The organism is Dactylosporangium sp. NPDC006015, from assembly GCF_040614215.1.
GTDB classification, from domain to species: Bacteria; Actinomycetota; Actinomycetes; order Mycobacteriales; family Micromonosporaceae; genus Dactylosporangium; species Dactylosporangium maewongense.
Window position 1 is genome coordinate 252245 of the sequence record NZ_JBEXUD010000005.1, and the last position, 19574, is coordinate 271818.

Here is a 19574-nt window from a genome sequence, read left to right on the forward strand (position 1 = left end):
GTCGCGGCCGGCGAGCGCGGTGTCGGCGGTGGGCAGGTCGAGCGGCTTACGGATCCACGGGAACACGATCAGCTCCTTACAAAGCTCGTGGGCTCAAGTTTGCCTCGTGACACGCCCGTCCGCCTTATCAGGTCATTACGGCTGCGACCCGGCGAGCGGATTGTGCCGACCCGTGACTCGGCTCACCCCGTCCCGCACTATGGTCGGTCCATGACGCACGGCTTCGAGACCCTCGCCATCCACGCCGGCCAGGAGCCGGACCCCGCCACAGGAGCGGTGGTCCCGCCGATCTTCCAGACCAGCACGTACGCGCAGGACGCGGTGGGCCACCCCCGACGCGGCTACGAGTACAGCAGGACCCAGAACCCGACCCGCGACGCGCTGCAGGAGTGCCTCGCCGCGATCGAGGGCGGCCGCCGGGCCCTCGCCTTCGCCTCCGGCCTCGCCGCCGAGGACACGCTGCTGCGCACGGTGTGCGTGCCCGGCGACCACGTGGTCATCCCCGACGACGCCTATGGCGGCACCTACCGGCTCTTCTCGAAGGTCGCGCAGCGGTGGGGCCTGGACTACACGCCGGCGTCGATCCACAGCGTCGACGCGGTCCGCGACGCGATCACCGACCGCACGAAGATCGTCTGGCTGGAGACCCCGACCAACCCGCTGCTCGGCATCGCCGACATCGCCGCGCTCGCCCAGGTCGCCCACGACCGCGGCGCGCTGCTGGTGGTGGACAACACGTTCGCCTCGCCGTACCTGCAGCAGCCGCTGCACCTGGGCGCCGACATCGTCGTGCACTCCACCACGAAGTACATCGGCGGGCACTCCGACGTCGTCGGCGGCGCCCTCGTCGGCAGCGACGACGAGCTGCTGGACCGCCTCGCCTTCCACCAGAACGCGATGGGCGCCGTCTGCGGCCCGTTCGACGCGTGGCTGACCATGCGCGGCATCAAGACCCTCGGCGTGCGCATGGACCGGCACTGCGACAACGCGGAGAAGGTCGTCGAGTTCCTGTCCAGGAACAAGGCGGTGCGCCAGGTCCTGTACCCGGGGCTGCCCGACCACCACGGCCACGAGGTCGCGGCCAAGCAGATGCGGCGCTTCGGCGGCATGGTGAGCTTCCGGGCCGCCGGCGGCGAGGAGGCCGCCGTGGAGATCTGCAACCGGGCGAAGCTGTTCGTGCTGGGCGAGTCCCTCGGCGGCGTCGAGTCGCTGATCGAGCACCCCGGCCGCATGACCCACGCCAGCGCGGCCGGCTCGCCGCTGGAGGTCCCCGGCGACCTCGTCCGGCTGTCCGTCGGCATCGAGACGATCGACGATCTTCTCGCGGACCTGGAGCAGGCCCTCGCTCGTTGAGACACTGAACGCCCATCGGCCGGAAGGTGTCTCACCATGCTGCACCGCTCCACCACCTGGGTCGGCATCACCGCGCGGGAGATCGCCCGCGCGGTGCGCCGCGGTGACACGTCAGCGACGGAGGTCGTCGCCGACCACCTCGACTCGATCCGCGCCTACGACCGGATCGTCGGCGCGTTCCGGCAGGTCCGGGCCGGCGAGGCGATCGCCGAGGCGGAGATCGTCGACGACCAGCCGGAGCTGCGCAACCTGCCCCTGGCCGGCGTGCCGATCGCGGTGAAGGAGAACATCGCGGTCACCGGCCTGCCCACGTGGAACGGCTCGGCGGCCGCCCGCGGGCCCGTCGCCGAGCACGACCACGAGGTCGTCCGGCGGCTGCGCGGCGCGGGCGCCGTCGTCGTCGGCGTGACGAAGATGCCGGAGCTCGGCATCTGGGGGGTCACCGACGACGCCGACGGCGTCACCCGCAACCCGTGGCGCACCGACCGGACCCCCGGCGGCTCGTCGGGCGGGTCGGCCGCCGCGGTCGCCGCCGGCCTGGTGCCGATCGCGCACGGCAACGACGGGCTCGGCTCGATCCGGATCCCGGCCGCCTGCTGCGGGCTCGTCGGCCTCAAGCCCGGCCGGGGCGTCGTCCCCGCCGGCATCGGCGCCAACGACTGGCACGGGCTCGCCGAGAACGGCATCCTCGCGACCACTGTCGGCGACGCGTCGCTGGGCTTCTCGGTCATCGCCGGCCGTACCCCCGAAGCGCTGCAGACGCCGGGGAAGCTGCGGATCGCCGTGTCGTCGCGCAGCCCCGCCACCGGCGTGTTCCCCGACGCGGGCGCCCGCAAGGGCCTCAGCGACGCCGTCCGCCTGCTGCTCGGCCTCGGCCATGACGCGGTGCGCGCCGACCCCACCTATCCGCCGGCCCTCGCCGCGAAGGTCCTCGCCACCTGGTTCGCCGGCGCGGCCGGCGACGCCGCCGAGCTGGACGTGTCGCGGCTGCAGCCGCGCACCCGCCGGCACGTGGCGCTCGGCGAGCAGGCCCTGCGCCGCGGCCTGGTCAAGCCCGCCGACCGGGACGAGTGGCGGGAGCGCTGCCGCAACTGGTTCCTGGCCGGCGGCCACGACGTGCTCGTCACCCCGGCCCTCGCGACCGCCCCGCCGCGCGCCGTGCGCTGGTCGGAGCGCTCCTGGTCGGCGAACATGCTGGTCAACACCCGCTACGCGCCCTACAGCGCGCCGTGGAACTTCGCCGGCTTCCCCGCGATCGTGATCCCGGTCGGTGTCCGGGCCGACGGGCTGCCCGCCGCGGTCCAGTTCGTCGGGCCGCCCGGCTCCGAGCTGCTGCTGCTCGCCCTCGCCGGCCAGGTCGAGCAGGCCGCTCCGTGGCGGCGGCACGCGCCGGGCTGGCCCCGCGTCGCGGCGCGGCGTTAGGGCGGGCGATGCGGCGGATCAGGGCGATCTCCGGCTGGGCGACCGCGGCGATGCTCGCGGTCGCCGGGGCGGCCCTCACCCACCTGTGCGTGGCGTTCCTGCCCCTCGTCGACATCTGGGCCGCGCACCGCCCCGGCACCGACGCCGCGGCGGTGCGCCTCGGCGGCTGGGCCGCCCTCGCCGTCGCGGTGCTGACCGCCTGGGTCGCGTTCGCCGGCTGGGCCGGCCGGGCCCGGTCGAACCTGGCGGCGTTCGGCATCCGTGCCACGTCCGCGGTGCCGCTCATGGACGTCGCCGTCGGCAGCGTGGGCCGGTCACCGCTGCTGCGCCGCAGGATGACGGTGCTCACCTGGTTGTGGTGGCTCGGCCTGCTGCTCACGGTGACCGCCGTCGGGGTCGCCGTCCTGGCCGGCCTCGACAACCTGCGGGAGATCGACGACGTCCGGGAGCGGGTCGCCGCCGGCGGGACCGTCGACCGGGCGCTCGTGTCGCACCTGTTCGGCCGGCAGCTGCTGCTGCGCCTGCCCGGCGCGGCGCTCGGCATCGCCGCCGCGGTCGTCGCGCTGATCCTCATCGCCCGCGTGACCAGCGCGCAGTACGGCCGCGTCGCCCGCCTCCGTGGATCCCTCGTGCCGCCGGCGACCCTGCGGGCGCTGCGCTCCACGAACGAGGACTGGACGGTGGTGCTGCCGGTCGCGGTCGGTGGCACGATCAGGGAATGACGGAACCTTCCTCGGGGCTCGTGACGCTCGCCGACATCGAGGCGGCACGCGACCTGCTGTCCGGCGTGATCCGCCGGACCCCGGTCGAGCCCAGCCGGCCGCTCACCGCGAAGCTCGGCGGCCCTGCCTGGCTCAAGTGCGAGAACCTGCAACGGGCCGGATCGTTCAAGGTCCGCGGCGCGTACGTGCGGATCGCCCGCCTCAGCGCGGACGAACGCCGCCGCGGGGTGGTCGCCGCCAGCGCCGGCAACCACGCGCAGGGCGTCGCCCTCGCGGCCGGCCTGCTCGGCACCACCAGCACCGTCTTCATGCCCGTCGGCGCGCCGCTGCCGAAGATCGCCGCCACCAAGAACTACGGTGCCGCGGTCCAGTTCGCGGGCGGCACCGTCGACGAGGCGCTCGTCGCCGCGCAGGAGTTCGCGGACCGCACCGGCGCGGTGCTGATTCACCCCTTCGACCACCCCGACATCATCGCCGGGCAGGGCACCCTCGGCCTGGAGCTGCTCGAGCAGCTGCCCGACGTACGGACGATCGTCACCGGCATCGGCGGCGGCGGCCTCATCTCCGGCCTCGCCGTCGCGGTCAAGGCGCTGCGCCCCGACGTGCGCATCATCGGCGTGCAGGCGGCGGGCGCGGCGGCCTTCCCCGAGTCGCTGCGTGCCGGCCGCCCGGTCCGCCTGGCCGCGCTCGGCACGATCGCCGACGGCATCGCGGTCGGCCGCCCCGGCGACCTCACGTTCGCCCACGTCAGCAAGCTCGTCGACGAGGTCGTCACGGTCACCGACGAGGACATCTCCCGGGCGCTGCTCATGCTGCTGGAACGCGGCAAGACCGTCGTCGAGCCCGCCGGCAGCGTCGGCGTCGCGGCCCTGCTCGCCGGCGCCGTCGAGGTCGAGACCCCCACCGCCGCGGTCCTCTCCGGCGGCAACATCGACCCGATGCTCATGCTCCGGGTGATCGAGCACGGCCTCGCCGCCGCCGGCCGCTACCTGACCTTCACCGTCCGCTGCGGCGACCGCCCCGGCCACCTGGCGAAGATCCTCTCCCAGATCGCCGAGCACGGCGCCAACGTCGTCGACGTCGCCCACCGCCGCCAGGACCCGCGCCTGCAGCTCGGCGAGGTCGAGATCCACCTGTCGGTCGAGACCCGCGGCTCAGAACACTCCGACCGGCTGGTCAACGCCCTCCGTTCGGCCGGATACACGGTGACCTTCGGCGCGTAGAAGATCCTTTGTGACCTTCGGCAAGCGGCTCGCGCACCGCCACACCTTCGCCACCTTCGACGCCTTCAGCCGTGGGGCCGACCGCACCACGACGGTCGGCTCCGGTGTGCTCCTGGTGTCGTCGCTGCTGCTGTACGGGGTGGTCCTGGGCCTGCTCGCCACCGGGATCTGGCTGTGCACCGTCTCGACCCCCGGCATCCTCGTAGGGCTGGTGGTGATCGCCCTCGCGGTCCTCCTGCGGCCCCGCATGGGCCGGGTGCCGAAGTATGCGACCGAGGTCACCGCGGCGGAGGCGCCGCAGCTGCACGCGCTGGTCCGCGAGGCGGCCGCCGCGGTCGGTGCGCCGGTCCCGCGGGTCTACGTCGAGGGCGACCTGTTCGACGCGGCGGCCTACACGGTCGGTCTGCGGCGCCACCCGACCCTGGTGCTGGGCCTGCCGCTGTGGAACGCGCTGCCGCGGCAGTCCCGGATGGCGTTGCTGGGCCACGAGCTCGGCCACTTCGTCAACGGCGACCCGCGGCGCGGGCTGCTGGTCCAGCCGTCGTGGACGACCCTGGCCGAGCTCGACACGCTGCTCCAGCCGGAGACCAGGCGGGAGGGTGACGTCTGGACGAGCGAGGGGTTCCTGGTCGTCTGGGTCGTCAGGCCGCTGCTGAACCTGGTCAAGCTGGTCGTGCGCGGCCTGCTGTGGGTGCCCAGGACCGCCCTCGCCGTCCAGGTGCTGCGGGAGGGGCAGCGGGCCGAATACCGCGCCGACCGGGTCGCGGCCCGGCTGGCCGGCCGCGCGGCCACCGTCGACCTGCTCGACACCCTGGTCGTGCTCGAGAGCCTCGGGATGCTGATCATGCGGGACGCCCGGGCCGGGCGGCCGGTCGCCGAGTGGCCGCAGACCACCCGGCAGCTGCTCGACGAGCTGCGGCCGCAGCTGGCGTCGCGGCGTGACGCGGAGACGGAGCGCGAGATCTCGCTCTTCGCCACCCACCCACCGTCGGGGCTGCGGGCCCGGCTGATCGAGGCGACCGCGCCCGAGTCGGCGGCGGTCGTGCTCGACAGCGCGCGCAACGAGCGGATCGACGCCGAGCTGGCACGACACAGCGCCAGCTCGGCGCGGACCCTCAAAGCGTTGTGATGCTCAGCCGGCGAACGGCTCGAACGAGATGACCTTCACGGCGATCTGCGCGCCGCTCGGGGCGGTGTACTTCACCTGGTCACCCTTGCCGGCGCCCAGGATCGCCTTGCCCAGCGCGGACTCGGGGCTGTAGACGGTCAGGTCCGTCGTCGCCGCGATCTCCCGGGAGCCCAGCAGGAATGTCTCGGTGTCGTCCTCGTCGTCGTCGAACTGGATCGTGACGACGGTGCCGGGCGCGACCTTGTTGCTGGTCGGCGCCTCGCCGACGACCGCCTTGCGCAGGAACTCCTTCAGGTACAGGATGCGGCCCTCGGCCTTGCCCTGCTCCTCGCGGGCGGCGTGATAGCCGCCGTTCTCGCGCAGGTCACCCTCTTCGCGGCGAGCGTTGATCTCCGCGGCGAGCGCCGGCCGGTTGGCGATGTGCTCGTCCAGCTCGGCCTGCAGCCGGTCAAATGCTTCCTGCGACAGCCAGGTTGTCCCCTGGTCGCCGTCGGTCGTCGACACTGAAGATCTCCTTACGGGCACGCTCGGTCAAACCACCAAAGTACCAGTGAGCCGCATCACCGTCGGCATGGAAAATGCTGGGTGCTCAGCGGGTGCGGCGCGGGCCGCAGGCCGGGACCTCCACGGTGACCGGCCGGGCGCTCGTCGCCAGCCGGTAGGTGACCGGTGCCTCGGCACCCTTCGGGACGTCGACCTCGGCCAGGCCGACCTCCTCGCCGCTGGCGGAGCGGGCCCGGACGCGGCAGGTCGCCTCCTTCGACGCGTCCTTGCGGACCACGAAGTCCACCGTGATGCCGTCGTCGCTGACCGCGTAGAAGCGCTGGACCTGAGGCTCGTACTCCTGCGGCCCGTACTGCTGGAAGAGCTTCACCGCGATGAGCACGCCGGCGACCCCCGCCACGGCGGCGAGGAGCACGACCAGCCAGGTGCGGCGCGGCCGGGGCTCCCGGCGGCGGCCGTAGCGGCCGGGCGGGTACTTGGCTGTGGCGTGCGTCTCGGTCACGGGATGACGGTCCTCGTCGTTTCGTCGGAGGTACCGACCACAATAGGGTCGTAACCCGGGGCGCCCCCACCGCGGGGTTGACGGACACCTTGAGGAGAGCTTGTGAGCGGTCAGCGGAGCGGCTCGGACCGCTCACCGGCGTTGCAGTATTTCGCTCAGGCCGGCACCGGAGCGTCAGCGGAGGTGGCGGCGTGAGCGAGCAACTGCGATTGATGGCGGTGCACGCGCATCCCGACGACGAGTCGAGCAAGGGCGCGGCCGCGATGGCGCGCTACGCCGCCGAGGGCGTCGAGGTGCTGGTCGTCACGTGCACCGGCGGCGAGCGGGGCAGCGTGCTCAACCCGAAGCTCGACCGGCCCGAGGTCTGGGAGAACATCGCCACCATCCGCCGCGCGGAGATGGACCGTGCCCGGGAGATCCTCGGCGTCGACCAGGCGTGGCTGGGCTTCGTCGACTCGGGCTTCCCGGAGGGCGACCCGCTGCCGCCGCTGCCCGAGGGCTGCTTCGGCCTGATGGACCCCGAGGAGGCGGCGGCGCCGCTGGTCGAGCTGATCCGCAGGTTCCGCCCGCACGTGATCACCACGTATGACGAGGAGGGCGGCTATCCGCACCCCGACCACGTCATGACGCACAAGGTGAGCATGGTGGCGTTCGACGCCGCCGGCGACGCGGCCCGCTATCCCGGCACCGGCGAGCCGTGGCAGCCGCTGAAGCTGTACTACAACATGGGCTGGTCCCGGGTCCGCATGCACGCGCTGCACGAGGCGATGCTGGAGACGACCGGTGAGTCGCCCTACACCGAGTGGATGAAGCAGTGGGAGGAGCGCCCCGACAAGGGCGACCGGGTCACCACCCGCGTGCCGTGCGGTGAATACTTCGAGGCCCGCGACGACGCGCTGCGCGCGCACGCCACGCAGGTCGATCCCGACGGCTTCTGGTTCGCCGTCCCGCTCGACATCCAGCAGAAGATCTGGCCCACCGAGGACTACGAGCTGGTGAAGTCGCACGTCGACACCCGCACGCCGGAAGACGATCTTTTCGCAGGCGTAAGGTAGGCAGTATGCAAGCGTGGCAGTTCCTCGCCGAGAACAACTTCGGCGACACCCGCTCGGGCGGTCTGGCCGGCCCCATGGGGCTGCTCATCATCGTCCTGCTCGCGATCGCGACGGTGTTGTTGATCCGCAACATGACCGCGCGGATTCGCCGCCTTCCCGCGGAGTTCCCGGATCCCGACAAACCCGCCACCTCGTCCGACGACGACCGCAGTGACGAGGGCTCCGACCTAGAATCGCGGCACTGACCACTGTTGTGCCTTTCTTCCGTGCTTTAGCCTTCACGGGGTGCGCGTTCCTTTCGCCGGACGCGTCTCCCTGTGGGGCAGGGAAGGGGGGCAGATGGTGGACACCCCGTTTGCCCACGGATCTGCTCACGCTGCGCATGCGGGTCGCCGCTTAGCGTCATTGTTGTCGGTCGATGCGGTGCATCGATGACACCCCTTCCGGCGCGCCTCACCGCCGCCGTGGCGTCCGTCGCCTTCGCCGGCGTGGCCGTCGCGACGGTGCTGACCGCCACGAGGCAGCCCGGCCTCTCGGGCCTGTCAGGAGCGATCGCGGCGAGCTTCGGCGTGGTGATCCTCGCCCAGCTCGCCCGCCTGAGAGTGCGGGCCGGCGCCGGTCAGGCCGCCTTCGCCTGGGGCGAGGCCGCGATCGTGATCCTGTGCGTCAACCTGCCGGCCCCGCTGATCCCGCTCGTCGTCCTGCCGGGCGCCGCCGTGTCGCACAGCATCCTGCGCACCGTCGACGCCCGCGCCGGCCGCGTCCGCACCGGGCGTGACCTGCTCTACACCGTCTCCGCGCTCACCCTGGCCGGCACGCTCGCCGCGGCCACCGCCACCCTCGTCGCGCCGGTCCATGACGCGCCCCTCACGCCGCACGGCATCCTCGCCCTGAGTGCCGGCGCGCTCGTGTACTGCGTCGTGTCGATCACCGCCACCGCCGCGCACGTCGCCACCACCCGGGGCGGCCGGACCGCCACCGTCGCCGCCGAGCTGCTGCGCGGCAAGCTGCTCATGGTCGTCGGCAACGTCGTCATCGGCCTGGTCGTCGTCTGGGCCTGCCTCACCGACGCGCTCCTGCTGCTGCTCCTGCCGCCGGTCCTGCTGCTGCTCCAGCAGCTCTACGCGAGCCGCATCGGCGACCGCGAGGAGCGCCGCACCTGGCACGAGTTCGCCGAGGCGACCCGCGACCTCAACCGGCTCGACGTGCGGGGCACCGCCGAGGCCGGCATCGAGGGCGCCCGGCGGCTCTTCGGCGCTTCGGGCGCGCAGGTCGTGCTGGCGGACGGCACCGTCTTCGGCGCGAGTCCCGGCGAGAGCCCGGCGGCCCACCACCTGGTTGTCGGCGCGGTCGCCGTCGGCGAGCTGCGGCTGTCCGGCCTCGGCCGGCTCAGGCCCCGCAACCAGCGCATGCTCGACGCGTACGGGGACGCCCTCGCCGCCGCCCTGCACGACGCGATCAGCCAGGACGAGCTGCGCTCGATGAGCGAGCGCACCACGTACGACGCCGTCCACGACCCCCTGACCGGCCTGTTCAACCGGGCGGCGCTGCTGTCGCGCGGCAACGCGCTGCTCCGCCGCCGCGGGCCGCACGACCCCGTCGCCATGCTGCTGCTGGACGTCAACGACTTCAAAGAGGTCAACAACGCCCTCGGCCACGCGGCCGGCGACGAGGTGCTGCGCGTGATCGCCGGCCGGGTCACCGAGGCCGGCGGCGCCGGCGACCTGCTCGCCCGCCTCGGCGGCGACGAGTTCGCGCTGCTCATCACCGACCTCGACACCGGCGGCGCCGACCTCGCCCTCGCCGCCGCCGTCGAGCGGGCCCGCAAGCTCAGCGCGCAGATCGCCGTGCCGATGCGGATCGACGGGGTGCTCCTGTCGAAGGAGCCGTCCATCGGTGTGGTCGTCGCCGCCGCCGGCGAGGTCGACCTCACGGAGCTGCTGCGCCGCGCCGACATCGCCATGTACCAGGCGAAGCGCGCCGTCCAGCCCGTCGCCTGGTACGACGCCGGGCGCGACGACGCCAGCACCGACCGCCTCGCCCTGCTCGCCGAGCTGCGGGAGGCGCTGAACGCCGGCGAGCAGCTCAGCGTCGAACTGCAGCCGGCCGTCTCGCTGGCGCCCGGCGCGCAGCAGATCACCGGCGTCGAGGCGCTCGTGCGGTGGAAGCACCCGCGCCGAGGGCCGCTCACCCCCGGCCAGTTCCTGCCCGTCGTGGAGGCCAGCGAGCTGATGGGCCCGCTCACCCGGTGGGTCCTCGACCGGGCGATCGGCCTCGCGTCCAGCTGGCGGCGCGCCGGCCTCGCCGTCCCCGTGTCGGTCAACATCTCCGCCCGCAGCCTCCTGGAGCGGCAGCTGCCCGAGGCGATCGGCGACCTGCTCGCCCGCCACCGCCTCCCGGCCGAGCTGCTCGTCCTGGAGATCACCGAGACCGTGATGCTGTCGCAGTCGCCCGTCATCGACGACGTCCTCGCCCGCATCCGGCGGCTCGGCGTCCAGCTCGCGGTCGACGACTTCGGCACCGGGTTCTCCTCGTTCACCGTGCTCACGCGGCTGCCCGTACAAGAGGTGAAGATCGACCGGGAGTTCGTCGCGCAGATGATCGACTCCCCGAAGGCCGAGGCGATCGTCCGGGCCACGGTCGAGCTCGGGCTGCGGCTCAAGCTGCGCGTCGTCGCCGAAGGCGTGGAGAACCCCGACCAGCGCGCAGCCCTGGCCGCGCTGGGCTGCACCTCCGCGCAGGGCTTCCTGTTCCACCCGCCGCTGGCCGCCGAACGCCTGGCGGCCGTCCTGCGCGAGCGCCGCCAGGTGCAGCGCCGTCACCTGCGCGCCGAGGGCGCCGGGTAGTCCGTCCGTCACCGTGCGCATCGACGGTCCTCGGGGGTCGCGGACCGGTGCTAGGGTCTGCCCCAGCAATTCTTGAGCGGGGGCCCGGGATGGCGATCATCGATGTGTCCGACCTGCGGCGGACGTTCCGGTCCCGCAGCGGCCTGCGCCGCACCGAGAAGGTCGTCGAGGCCGTGCGGGGCATCTCCTTCCAGGTGGAGCGCGGCGAGCTGTATGGCCTGCTCGGGCCCAACGGCGCCGGCAAGACCACCACGATCAAGATGCTCATCACGCTGCTGCTGCCGACCGGCGGGCGGATCGAGGTGCTCGGCCACGACGTGGTCGCCAGCCCGCGCGAGGTGCGCCGCCGCGTCGGTTACGTCTTCGGCGGCGACCGCGGGCTGTATGAGCGCCTGTCCGGCCTGGACAACCTGCGGTATTTCGCCGAGCTGTACGCGGTGCCGGCCCGCGAGCAGCGCGCCCGCATCGGCGAGCTGCTCGACCTCGTCGGCCTGACCGGCCGCGAAAAGGAGCGGGTCGAGGGCTACTCCCGCGGGATGCGCCAGCGGCTGCACATCGCCCGCGGCCTGCTGCACCGCCCCGAGGTCCTCTTCCTCGACGAGCCCAGCATCGGCATCGACCCCGTCGGCGCCCGCGAGCTGCGGCAGACGGTGAAGGCCCTCATCGCGCAGGGCACCACGGTGCTGCTCACCACGCACTACATGTTCGAGGCAGACGAGCTGTGCGACCGCATCGCCGTGCTCGCCGGCGGCCGCATCGTCGCCGAGGGCACGCCCGAGCAGCTCAAGCAGAAGGTCAGTGTCGGCAACGTGGTGGAGGTCGAGGTCTTCGGCCTGCCCGACGGCGCCGGCGACCGGGTCCGCGCGCTGCCCGGCGTCCGCTCGCTGGTCATCGACGAGCGCGGCCCGGCCCAGGTCCTGCTCGTGCACGCCGAGCCCGGCGCCGAGGTGGCCCAGCCGGTCCTCGGCGCGCTCGCCGGCGCCAGGGTCGGCCGGGTGGCGACCCGGCAGCCGACCCTGGAGGACGCGTATGTCGAGCTGGTCGGTGCCGCGTGACCTACGTCCGCGTCATCGGGCTCGCTTGGTGGTTGCAGCTGAAGATGCGCAGCCGCTCCGCCTTCGACGGGCTGCTCGGCGTCCTCTACCCGCTGTTCTTCTCCACCGTCGTCTTCATGATGTTCCGCCACGGCGACGCGTCGGGTGCCGCGCTGCTCAGCGCCGCCGTGGGCGCCAGCGTCATGGGCGTGTGGTCCTCGACCAGCACCACCGCCTCGGCCGCGCTGCAGCAGGAGCGCCGGCAGGGCACCCTCGAGCTGCTCGTCGCCGCGCCGACGCCGCTGCCCGTGGTGATCCTGCCGGTCACGCTGTCGATGGCGACGATCGGCGCGTACAGCCTCGTCGTCACCCTCGTGTGGGGCCGCTTCGCCTTCGGTGTCGACCTCGCCATCCAGCGGCCCGTCCAGTTCGTGCTCGCCGCGGCGGTCACCGTCGTGTCGATCGGCGTCCTGGGGTTCCTGCTCGCGGTCTCGTCCGTGCGGTATCGCACCGCGTGGGCCCTCGGCACCGCCCTGGAGATGCCCGTCTGGCTGATCAGCGGCTTCCTTGTGCCCCTGGACCTGCTGCCCGCGTGGATCCGCCCGATCTCGTGGCTGCTCGCGCCGACCTGGGGCATCGACGCGATCCGTGCCGCCGCCGAGGGGCGCGACGCCTTGCCCGCGCTGGCCGCCTGTCTGGGTCTTGCCGTGGTGTACGGCCTGGTCGGCTCCCTCCTGGCGGTCCGCCTCGTCGACGCCGCCCGCCGCCACGCCACCCTGGCGCTGACATGAGCGGCTGCTTCGCGGAGCGCCGCGGCGCCGCCGGGGTGCGGTCATGAGCGCGCTGCGGCTGTTCTTCCTGGGCGGGCTCACCAGCTACCGGGCGCTGTTCTCGTGGCTGAGCCCGTGGATCCTGATCCCGACGTTCGTCGTCGGGCCGATCGCGCAGATCCTCTTCTTCGCCTATGTCGGCCGCACCGCGGGCGTCGGCGACGACGCGTACTACGTCATCGGCAACGCCGTGCAGAATGCCGCCATCCCCTGCATCTTCGCGATGAGCATCACCGTCGGCGACGAGCGCCGCCAGGGGACCCTCGGCCTGCTGCTCGTCTCGCCGGCGCGGCGCATCCCGCTCTTCCTCGGCCGCGCACTGCCCGTCGTGGTCAACGGGCTCGCCGTCGCGCTCGTCGCGCTGCTCGCCGGGTCGCTGCTGCTGGACGTGCCGATCAGGGCGTCGTCGCTGCTGCCGCTCACCGGCGTGGTGGCGGTGTCGGCGTTCGCGTGCACCGGGCTCGGCCTCGCCAACGCGGCGCTGTCGCTGCGGGTCCGCGAGGTGGCCGTCCTGTCCAACCTGGTCGTCGGCGTCCTGCTCGTCTTCGCCGGCGTCAACGTCCCGCTGTCGGAGCTGCCGGACTGGATGGCCGCCGTCGCCGGCTGGCTGCCGCTGACCCACGGCATCGCGGCGGCCCGCGAGGTCGCGGCCGGCGCGGGGCTGGCGTCGGTGCGCGACGACGTGCTCGCCGAGGCGGGTCTCGGCGTGCTGTACGTGGTGGTCGGCCTGGCCCTGCTCGCCTGGTTCGAGCGCGAGAGCCGCCGCAAGGCCACGCTCGACGTCGCCTGAAGTGCTTCGCCGGCTCCTCCACTTCGCTTCGGTCTCGTAGTGGAATGGAGCATTCCGTTCTGATAGACTGGTCGCAGTCACCGAGTTGAGGGAGTGTCTGATGAGCTCGAACACCTGGACCGTCCTGGACGAGTCGCACGCGGCGCTGCGGGCGGTGCTCGCCGGGCTGCGCCCGTCGGACCTGCTGCTGCCGACGCCGTGCGAGCTGTGGAACGTCACCCAGGTCCTCCAGCACGCCGCGGGCGACCAGCTCGGCTACGCCGCCGCGATCACCGGCGAAGGCTGGCCGACGTTCGACCCGTTCGCGCCGTCGGGCGAGCTGGACGGCGACCTCGACGCGTTCAAGGACTTCGTCGAGCGCACGATGCAGGCCTCCACCGCCGCCTGGGCGACCGTCGCCGCCGACGCGACCGACGCGCCCACGCCGCTGCCGCAGGGCAAGATGGCCGGCTGGCTCGGCGCCGGGGCGGCCGGCCTGGACGCCGCCGTCCACGCGTGGGACGTCGCGGTCGCGACCGGACAGCCGTCGCCGCTGTCCGACGGCCTCGCCGAGCGGCTGCTGCCGGTGGCGCGCGAGATCGTCGAGCCGCTGCGGGCCTACGGCGCCTACGCCGCGGCCCTGCCGGCCGACGACGCCGGCCCGGCGGTGACCCTGCTGCGCTACCTCGGCCGCGCGGCCTGACCCGCTCCGCAGTTGGGGGCCACCCACTCGGGCGGCCCCCTGCGTGGCTCCCCGACCGTGGGTGACCGCTCCGGTACCGTCTGCGGCATGCGCGGGGAGCGGACGATCGTCGCCGGCTTCGTCATCGGTGCGGTCGCGGTCGGGGCGTTCGTGGTCCTCGACCGGTATGAGAAATCCACCCAGTTCACGGACCTGCCCGGCGACGCGGACGTGCGCCTCGTCGGCAGGTTCACGCCGAAGCAGGTCGACCGCATCGCGTCCCTGCCCCAGGCCGCCGCCGTCGAGTGCGGCACCACCCTCTACGGCGTCACCGTCGTCACCTCCCGCGGCCTGCTCAACGGCGCGACGGTGCTGACCGCCGCCAGCCGGCCGGGCCTGCGCTGGTCGGCGGTGCGCTCGGGCACCTACCCGGCCTCCGACGCGCAGGTCCTCATCGACGAGCGCACCGCCGCCGCCCACGACATCCGCCTCGGCGAACGGACAACCTTGTCCCGCGGCCAGGCCGTCGTCAACGCCACCGTCGTCGGCATCGCGGGCCGCCCCGCGGACACCGCCGTCGGCCCGACCGCCCCGGTGTTCCTGCTCCCGTCAGGCGCGGTCGCCGCCCTGGACGGCGAGGCGTCCTGCGAGTCGGTGACGGTGGAGCTCCGCCGCCGCCGCGACGCGAGCACGTTCAGCAAGGCCGCCCACGACCTGCTGAATCCACCCCCCACCGTCATCTACGACGAGTCCCTCCGCGGCCACGTCTGACTCCCCGGCACCGCCCCTGCCGACCTCCGGCGTCGTGAACTTCTCAGCCCGCGGGACCGCATCTTCGCTGACCGGCCTCCGCAACCGGCCGCTGCTGCTCGGCCTCTGCAACGGGCTGCTGGTCGGCCTCCGCGAGGGCCGCTGGTCGGTCTCAGTGACCCGGCCGCTGCTGGTCTCCCGCGACAGGCCGCTGCTGGCCGAGCTCAGATGCGCTGCAACGCCGACCGATGCGGGACGTGTACTTGCCGCTCGTCCGCCGGCGCCGGGCCGTGGCTCGCCATCACCGGCTCTGCATCAGTCCGTGTCAGCCGGGACGAGCTTGACGGCGTCGGCGCTGCACCACGCGGCCTGTCGCTGTGCGTGTTCCGTTCCGGTCGCTACGGCTGCCGGCGGGGGACCACCTCGGCGGCCACGTCCGACCAGGTCAGGGACAGGCCGGACGCGGCTCGGGTGGCCCGGATCTCCATCATCTCGCCGAGGATCACGGCGCGGTCGGCGACGACGGGGGTGTCGTCCAGCGAGTAGGTGATCCGCTCGCTGACGAACACCGGCGTGCCCACCTCGGCGTGCAGGTGCCCGGCCAGCTCCTCCTCCAGCACCGCGGGCCGGATCGTCTCGCTTGCCCTGGCGACGGCCACCCCGGCGTCGGCCAGCGTCAGGTACAGCGACGCCGTGGCGAAGTCGGCCGCCCGGATCCGGTTGCCGAACGGCTTGCGAACCCACGACACCTGGTGCACGGCCGGCCGCCCGGCGAACGCCCTGACCCGCTCGAGCCGCAGCGCCGGCGCCCCCAGTAAGACCGCGACCGGCGACGGAGGCCGGCGCAGCGCCTGGTCCAGCACCCGGGTCTGCACCTCGAGGCCCTGCTCGCGCAGGTCGTCCGCGAGGTTGCGCAGCGGGCCCAGCCGGTACGCCAGGTGCGGCGGCGCCACATACGTGCCCTTCCCCGCCCGCTGCACGATCAGCCCCTCGTCGCTGAGGTGCCGCAGTGCCTGCCGGAGCGTCATCAGGGTCACGCCGTAGCTGTGGCTGAGGTCGCGCTGCCCGGGCAGCGCCGCACCAGGCGCATACTCCCCGGCGCGGATCTTCTCGGCCAGGTCGGCAGCGATGCTGCGATACCGCGGCTCGGCGTTGATGGCTCACCCTTCGTCCATGGCCTCCCGGATCGACCGGACATAGGCCCCGATCTCGGCCGGCGTGGCGCCGTCAAGCACCCGGCGCATGATCGCCGCGCCGATGACGACACCGTCGGCGAGGCGGGCTGCCTCGGCCGCCTGGGCCGGGGTGGAGATGCCGAATCCTAGCAACACCGGCAGGTCGCAGCGGCCGGCGAGCCGGCGCGCCAAGTCGCCGGCGGACGCGGCGAGGGTCTCGCGCTCGCCGGTCGTGCCCATCACCGTGACCGCATACACGAAGCCCCGGCTGCGCCGCGCGATCTCGCCGAGGCGCTCGTCCGGGGTGGCGGGCGACGCCAGCAGCACCAGATCCAGGTCATGCTCTTCTGCCTTGGCACTCGCCTTGGCGCACTCCTCCAGCGGCAGGTCGGGGACGATCAGCCCGTCGAAACCGGCGTCGCGGAGGCCGCGGCAGAACGCGTCGTCGCGGACGAGGAGGTTGGCATACGTGCTGGCGACGAGCGGCACGGCCCCGGCGACCTCCGGGATGCGGGCCAGGATGCCGCGCAGCGTCGCGCCCCGGGTGAGGGCCGCGTGGGTCGCCTCCTGGATCGTGGCACCGTCGAGCGTCGGGTCGGAGAACGGCAGGCCGACCTCGATCGCGTCGGCACCGTTGTCGACGAGCGCCCGGAGGTGGTCGGTCCACTCGGCGACGGCGCCGCCGGTGAGATACGGCATCAGGACCTTGCGGTCGGTCGGCAGCTTCACAGCAGCTCCTTCAGTGCGGAGATGTCCTTGTCGCCGCGGCCGGACAGGGTCAGCAGGACGGTCGAGCCGGCGGGCAGCGTGCCGTCGGCGGCGGCGCGGATCACCCACGCGACCGCGTGCGCGGACTCGAGCGCCGCCACGATCCCCTCGGTGCGGGCGAGCCGGACGACGGCGTCGACCACCTCGGCGTCGCTGACCGTCACATACCGGGCGCGGCCGAGGTCCCGCAGGTGCACGTGCTCGGGGCCGATGCCCGGATAGTCGAGCCCCGCGGCGATCGAGTGGGCCTCCAGGACCTGGCCGTCGTCGTCCTGCAGGAACATCGACCGCACCCCGTGCAGCACGCCGAGGCTGCCGCGGGTCGCGCCGGCACCGCCCTCGGCCTCGACCCCGACCAGCTTCGCCGTGGTGTCGACGAACCCGGCGAAGGTCCCGGCCGCGTTGGACCCGCCGCCGACGCACGCCACGACGTGGTCGGGCACCGCCGCGGGCAGCGCGGTGGCGCACTGCTGGCGCGCCTCGTCGCCGATGACCCGCTGGAACTCGCGCACCATCCACGGATAGGGCATCGGGCCGAGCACGGATCCCATGCAGTAGTAGCTGTCGGCGGTCGAGCCGACCCAGTGCCGCATCGCCTCGCTGGTGGCGTCCTTCAACGTCCTCGCGCCGGTGCGGACGGGCACGACCTCGGCACCGAGCATCCGCATCCGGAACACGTTGAGCGCCTGCCGCTCGATGTCGCGCTCGCCCATGAACACGGTCGCCGCCATGCCGAACATCGCCGCCGCGGTCGCCGTCGCCACCCCGTGCTGCCCGGCGCCCGTCTCGGCGATCAGCCGCTTGTGCCCCATCCTGCTCGCGAGCAGCGCCTGGCCGATCACGTTATTGATTTTGTGTGAGCCCGTGTGGGTGAGGTCCTCCCGCTTGAGCAGCAGCGTCACGCCGAGCTCGGCGGACAGCCGCACCGCGGGGGTCAGCGGCGTCGGCCGCCCGGCGTGCGTGGCGAGCAGGCCGGCCAATTGGTGCCGGAACGCGGGGTCGGCCCACGCCTCCCGGAACGCCTCCTCGACCCGCCGGCAGGCGGGGATCAGGGACTCGGGGACGTAACGCCCGCCATAGTCCCCGAACCTGCCCAGCGGTCCCGGGTCGTCCATCAGCCGGACGCGCGACGGCGTGCGGCTCGGCCGGATCAGCAGATCGCCCATGCCCACTCCCAGAGTTCTAGAACAGTTGCGACAGTTCTAGAACAGTGACAGACTCCGTGACGGAAGTCAACGCGGCCGGGGTCGCGGGGCGGACGCCACATGGCGTAGCGTCCTGCGTCGATCGACCAGGACGGGGGAAACCATGGACGCATCGACCGTCAGCGTGCCGCCACGCGTGGCCGCGCTCGCGGAGCGGCAGCAGCTCGGCGCGCACGTCGCCATGCACAAGGGCGACCACCCGGTGGTGGAGTGCGCCACCGGCCTCGTCATCTCGGCGATCCTGTTCGGTGCCGCCGCCCTCGTCAGCTGGATCGTCTCGTCCATCGAGTTCCTCCAGGTGAAGGCGCTCGCCCTGATCGTCGTGCTGCTGGCGATCGCCGGCCTGGCCGCGGCGGGCTATGCCTTCTACCGGCTCTTCGGCGCCTACGTCGTCGTCCACCACTACGAGCACGGCCTGGTGTGGAGCCGCAACCGCAGCGTCGACGCCGCCCCGTTCTCGTGGATCGACGAGATGCACGTCACCCGCAAGGACGACAAGATCACCGCAGCCGGCCTGGTCACGCTCGACGGCCGCGCGGTGGACATCACCGGCGCCGACAAGACGGACTACAAGGCGTTCGTCGAGCGGCTCGAGGCGGAGCTCGTCGCCCGCCGGTGCCAGATCCGGCCGGCACGACGGGAAGTCGGCCGCGGCCCGGCCGGCGTCGGCCTCAGCGACCGCGCCATCGCGGTCCTCGCCGTCATCGTCGGCGGTCTTCTCGTCGCCGCCATCGCCGTCCCGCTGTCCCGGGCCGGGCTGCCCGGTGCGATGGCGGCGGTCATCGGCTTCCTCGTCATCGGCGTCACCGTCGGCCTGCTCGGGACCCGCTTCGACGGCCGGATCGCCGTCGTCGGCGCGATCTTCGCCGCCATCGGCGGTCTCGTCACGATGATCGCCGTAGCCGCCCTGATCCCGCAGGTCAACAAGTACGTGACGGCGACCGTGGTCCTCGCCCTGGAGATGGGCGTCCTGTCGGTGGTGCTCAATGCGTATCGGCGCCTGCCGGCACTGCGCCCGACCCGCGCCCGGCAGCGGCTGGCCTCCCAGCGCGGCTGGGAGTTCCTGCCCTCGCTCGCCGTGCCCGTCCCCGGCCCGCAGACCGGCCGCGCCGTCATCGGCGTCCAGGAGCACGCCCAGTCCGTCGACCTGTATGACGTGCTCAGGGGCGCCGTCGACGGCGTGCCGGTGCTCGTCGGCGACCGGTACCGGCGCAAACCCCGCCGCTCCGACCCGGTGCAGACCATCTGGATGGTGCCGCTGCCCACCCCGGTGCCGTATCTGTCGCACACCGCCTTCGACCAGGCCGGCCAGGTCGCCCCCGGCGCGCCGGACCCCGCCCTCGCGGGCCTCTTCGCCGGCCGCGTCCCGGTCCCCGAGCTGTTCATGGCCGTCCCGCCGTGGTGGATCGAGGGGCAGCACCTGCTGTGCGAGGGCTCCGGCGACCTGGACGTCGTCGTCGCCTGGTCCACCCGCCTGACCCGCGCCGTCGCCGCCATGCCCTGGGACGCCGTCCGCGCAGCCATCCCCAACGGCCACCGCGCCTGAGCCCCGCCCGCATTGCACGGCCTGCCGTCGTCCGGACCGGGTCGACGACCCGGTGGAGG

The 19574-nt window shown here is 73.3% G+C and carries 19 protein-coding genes; 14 read left to right on the forward strand and 5 right to left on the reverse strand.

Annotation, left to right across the window (positions count from 1 at the left end; genetic code table 11):
• Positions 1–210 precede the first annotated feature (210 nt).
• The 5 genes from ABZ321_RS11790 to ABZ321_RS11810 are packed head-to-tail and all read left to right on the forward strand — an operon-like array spanning position 211 to position 5849.
• Positions 211–1353, forward strand: a complete 1143-nt coding sequence (locus ABZ321_RS11790; protein WP_344501710.1) for a cystathionine gamma-synthase — start codon at positions 211–213, stop codon at positions 1351–1353.
• A gap of 36 nt (positions 1354–1389) precedes the next feature.
• Positions 1390–2775, forward strand: coding sequence for an amidase family protein (locus ABZ321_RS11795; RefSeq protein WP_354890870.1), 1386 nt, complete (start codon positions 1390–1392; stop codon positions 2773–2775).
• 8 nt (positions 2776–2783) lie between these two features.
• The gene (locus ABZ321_RS11800) at positions 2784–3497 is read left to right on the forward strand and encodes a hypothetical protein (RefSeq protein WP_354890871.1); all 714 of its coding nucleotides are present in this window, start codon (positions 2784–2786) and stop codon (positions 3495–3497) included.
• Positions 3494–4720 (forward strand): threonine ammonia-lyase, encoded by a 1227-nt coding sequence (gene ilvA / locus ABZ321_RS11805; RefSeq protein WP_344501707.1) that lies wholly within the window; start codon positions 3494–3496, stop codon positions 4718–4720. The genes ABZ321_RS11800 and ilvA overlap by 4 nt, the downstream gene beginning before the upstream one ends.
• Positions 4721–4730: 10 nt before the next feature.
• Entirely contained in the window at positions 4731–5849 is a 1119-nt protein-coding gene (locus tag ABZ321_RS11810) for a M48 family metalloprotease (protein WP_354890872.1), read from the forward strand.
• Positions 5850–5852: 3 nt separating this feature from the next.
• Here ABZ321_RS11810 and greA read toward each other — a convergent pair whose 3' ends face one another.
• Both greA and ABZ321_RS11820 read right to left on the reverse strand, forming a co-directional pair.
• Entirely contained in the window at positions 5853–6353 is a 501-nt protein-coding gene (gene greA / locus ABZ321_RS11815) for a transcription elongation factor GreA (RefSeq protein WP_344501705.1), read from the reverse strand.
• 85 nt (positions 6354–6438) lie between these two features.
• Entirely contained in the window at positions 6439–6855 is a 417-nt protein-coding gene (locus tag ABZ321_RS11820; RefSeq protein ID WP_344501704.1) for a DUF4307 domain-containing protein, read from the reverse strand.
• A gap of 191 nt (positions 6856–7046) precedes the next feature.
• Between ABZ321_RS11820 and mca the strand changes: the two genes are divergently transcribed.
• The 8 genes from mca (at position 7047) to ABZ321_RS11860 (ending at position 14842) form a co-directional block, all read left to right on the forward strand.
• A complete protein-coding gene (gene mca / locus ABZ321_RS11825) occupies positions 7047–7910 on the forward strand; it encodes a mycothiol conjugate amidase Mca (protein ID WP_344501703.1) in 864 nt (287 codons plus the stop codon).
• Positions 7911–7915: 5 nt separating this feature from the next.
• Positions 7916–8155, forward strand: a complete 240-nt coding sequence (locus ABZ321_RS11830) for a hypothetical protein (RefSeq protein WP_344501702.1) — start codon at positions 7916–7918, stop codon at positions 8153–8155.
• 186 nt (positions 8156–8341) lie between these two features.
• On the forward strand, positions 8342–10756 hold the full coding sequence (locus ABZ321_RS11835) for a bifunctional diguanylate cyclase/phosphodiesterase (RefSeq protein WP_354890873.1): 2415 nt from the start codon (positions 8342–8344) through the stop codon (positions 10754–10756).
• Positions 10757–10845: 89 nt separating this feature from the next.
• Positions 10846–11811, forward strand: a complete 966-nt coding sequence (locus ABZ321_RS11840; protein ID WP_354890874.1) for an ABC transporter ATP-binding protein — start codon at positions 10846–10848, stop codon at positions 11809–11811.
• Positions 11808–12581: an ABC transporter permease gene (locus tag ABZ321_RS11845; RefSeq protein ID WP_354890875.1), complete on the forward strand. Its 774-nt coding sequence runs from the start codon at positions 11808–11810 to the stop codon at positions 12579–12581. The genes ABZ321_RS11840 and ABZ321_RS11845 overlap by 4 nt, the downstream gene beginning before the upstream one ends.
• 43 nt (positions 12582–12624) lie before the next feature.
• Entirely contained in the window at positions 12625–13410 is a 786-nt protein-coding gene (locus ABZ321_RS11850) for an ABC transporter permease (protein WP_354890876.1), read from the forward strand.
• A gap of 100 nt (positions 13411–13510) precedes the next feature.
• On the forward strand, positions 13511–14092 hold the full coding sequence (locus ABZ321_RS11855) for a TIGR03086 family metal-binding protein (protein ID WP_354890877.1): 582 nt from the start codon (positions 13511–13513) through the stop codon (positions 14090–14092).
• Positions 14093–14179: 87 nt separating this feature from the next.
• Entirely contained in the window at positions 14180–14842 is a 663-nt protein-coding gene (locus tag ABZ321_RS11860) for a hypothetical protein (RefSeq protein ID WP_344501696.1), read from the forward strand.
• Positions 14843–15219: 377 nt separating this feature from the next.
• On the opposite strand, the gene ABZ321_RS11865 is transcribed toward ABZ321_RS11860, so the two are convergent.
• The 3 genes from ABZ321_RS11865 to trpB are packed head-to-tail and all read right to left on the reverse strand — an operon-like array spanning position 15220 to position 17879.
• Positions 15220–15978 (reverse strand): GntR family transcriptional regulator, encoded by a 759-nt coding sequence (locus tag ABZ321_RS11865; protein ID WP_354890944.1) that lies wholly within the window; start codon positions 15976–15978, stop codon positions 15220–15222.
• Positions 15979–15981: 3 nt separating this feature from the next.
• The gene (gene trpA, locus ABZ321_RS11870) at positions 15982–16725 is read right to left on the reverse strand and encodes a tryptophan synthase subunit alpha (protein ID WP_354890878.1); all 744 of its coding nucleotides are present in this window, start codon (positions 16723–16725) and stop codon (positions 15982–15984) included.
• Positions 16722–17879: a tryptophan synthase subunit beta gene (gene trpB / locus ABZ321_RS11875; RefSeq protein ID WP_354890945.1), complete on the reverse strand. Its 1158-nt coding sequence runs from the start codon at positions 17877–17879 to the stop codon at positions 16722–16724. Before trpB ends, trpA begins: the two co-directional genes overlap by 4 nt.
• A 193-nt stretch (positions 17880–18072) precedes the next feature.
• Between trpB and ABZ321_RS11880 the strand changes: the two genes are divergently transcribed.
• The gene (locus ABZ321_RS11880) at positions 18073–19515 is read left to right on the forward strand and encodes a hypothetical protein (RefSeq protein ID WP_354890879.1); all 1443 of its coding nucleotides are present in this window, start codon (positions 18073–18075) and stop codon (positions 19513–19515) included.
• The last annotated feature ends 59 nt before the right edge of the window (positions 19516–19574 follow it).

What these genes read in the sequence shown, in the direction of transcription:
- trpB (WP_354890945.1), bottom strand. Translation starts at nt 17,879, where the DNA reads ATGGACGACCCGGGACCGCTGGGCAGGTTCGGGGACTATGGCGGGCGT.
- ABZ321_RS11795 (WP_354890870.1), top strand. Translation starts at nt 1,390, where the DNA reads ATGCTGCACCGCTCCACCACCTGGGTCGGCATCACCGCGCGGGAGATC.
- ABZ321_RS11835 (WP_354890873.1), top strand. Translation starts at nt 8,342, where the DNA reads ATGACACCCCTTCCGGCGCGCCTCACCGCCGCCGTGGCGTCCGTCGCC.
- ABZ321_RS11800 (WP_354890871.1), top strand. Translation starts at nt 2,784, where the DNA reads ATGCGGCGGATCAGGGCGATCTCCGGCTGGGCGACCGCGGCGATGCTC.
- ABZ321_RS11880 (WP_354890879.1), top strand. Translation starts at nt 18,073, where the DNA reads ATGGACGCATCGACCGTCAGCGTGCCGCCACGCGTGGCCGCGCTCGCG.
- ABZ321_RS11830 (WP_344501702.1), top strand. Translation starts at nt 7,916, where the DNA reads ATGCAAGCGTGGCAGTTCCTCGCCGAGAACAACTTCGGCGACACCCGC.
- ABZ321_RS11850 (WP_354890876.1), top strand. Translation starts at nt 12,625, where the DNA reads ATGAGCGCGCTGCGGCTGTTCTTCCTGGGCGGGCTCACCAGCTACCGG.
- ABZ321_RS11855 (WP_354890877.1), top strand. Translation starts at nt 13,511, where the DNA reads ATGAGCTCGAACACCTGGACCGTCCTGGACGAGTCGCACGCGGCGCTG.
- ABZ321_RS11840 (WP_354890874.1), top strand. Translation starts at nt 10,846, where the DNA reads ATGGCGATCATCGATGTGTCCGACCTGCGGCGGACGTTCCGGTCCCGC.
- ilvA (WP_344501707.1), top strand. Translation starts at nt 3,494, where the DNA reads ATGACGGAACCTTCCTCGGGGCTCGTGACGCTCGCCGACATCGAGGCG.
- ABZ321_RS11790 (WP_344501710.1), top strand. Translation starts at nt 211, where the DNA reads ATGACGCACGGCTTCGAGACCCTCGCCATCCACGCCGGCCAGGAGCCG.
- ABZ321_RS11860 (WP_344501696.1), top strand. Translation starts at nt 14,180, where the DNA reads ATGCGCGGGGAGCGGACGATCGTCGCCGGCTTCGTCATCGGTGCGGTC.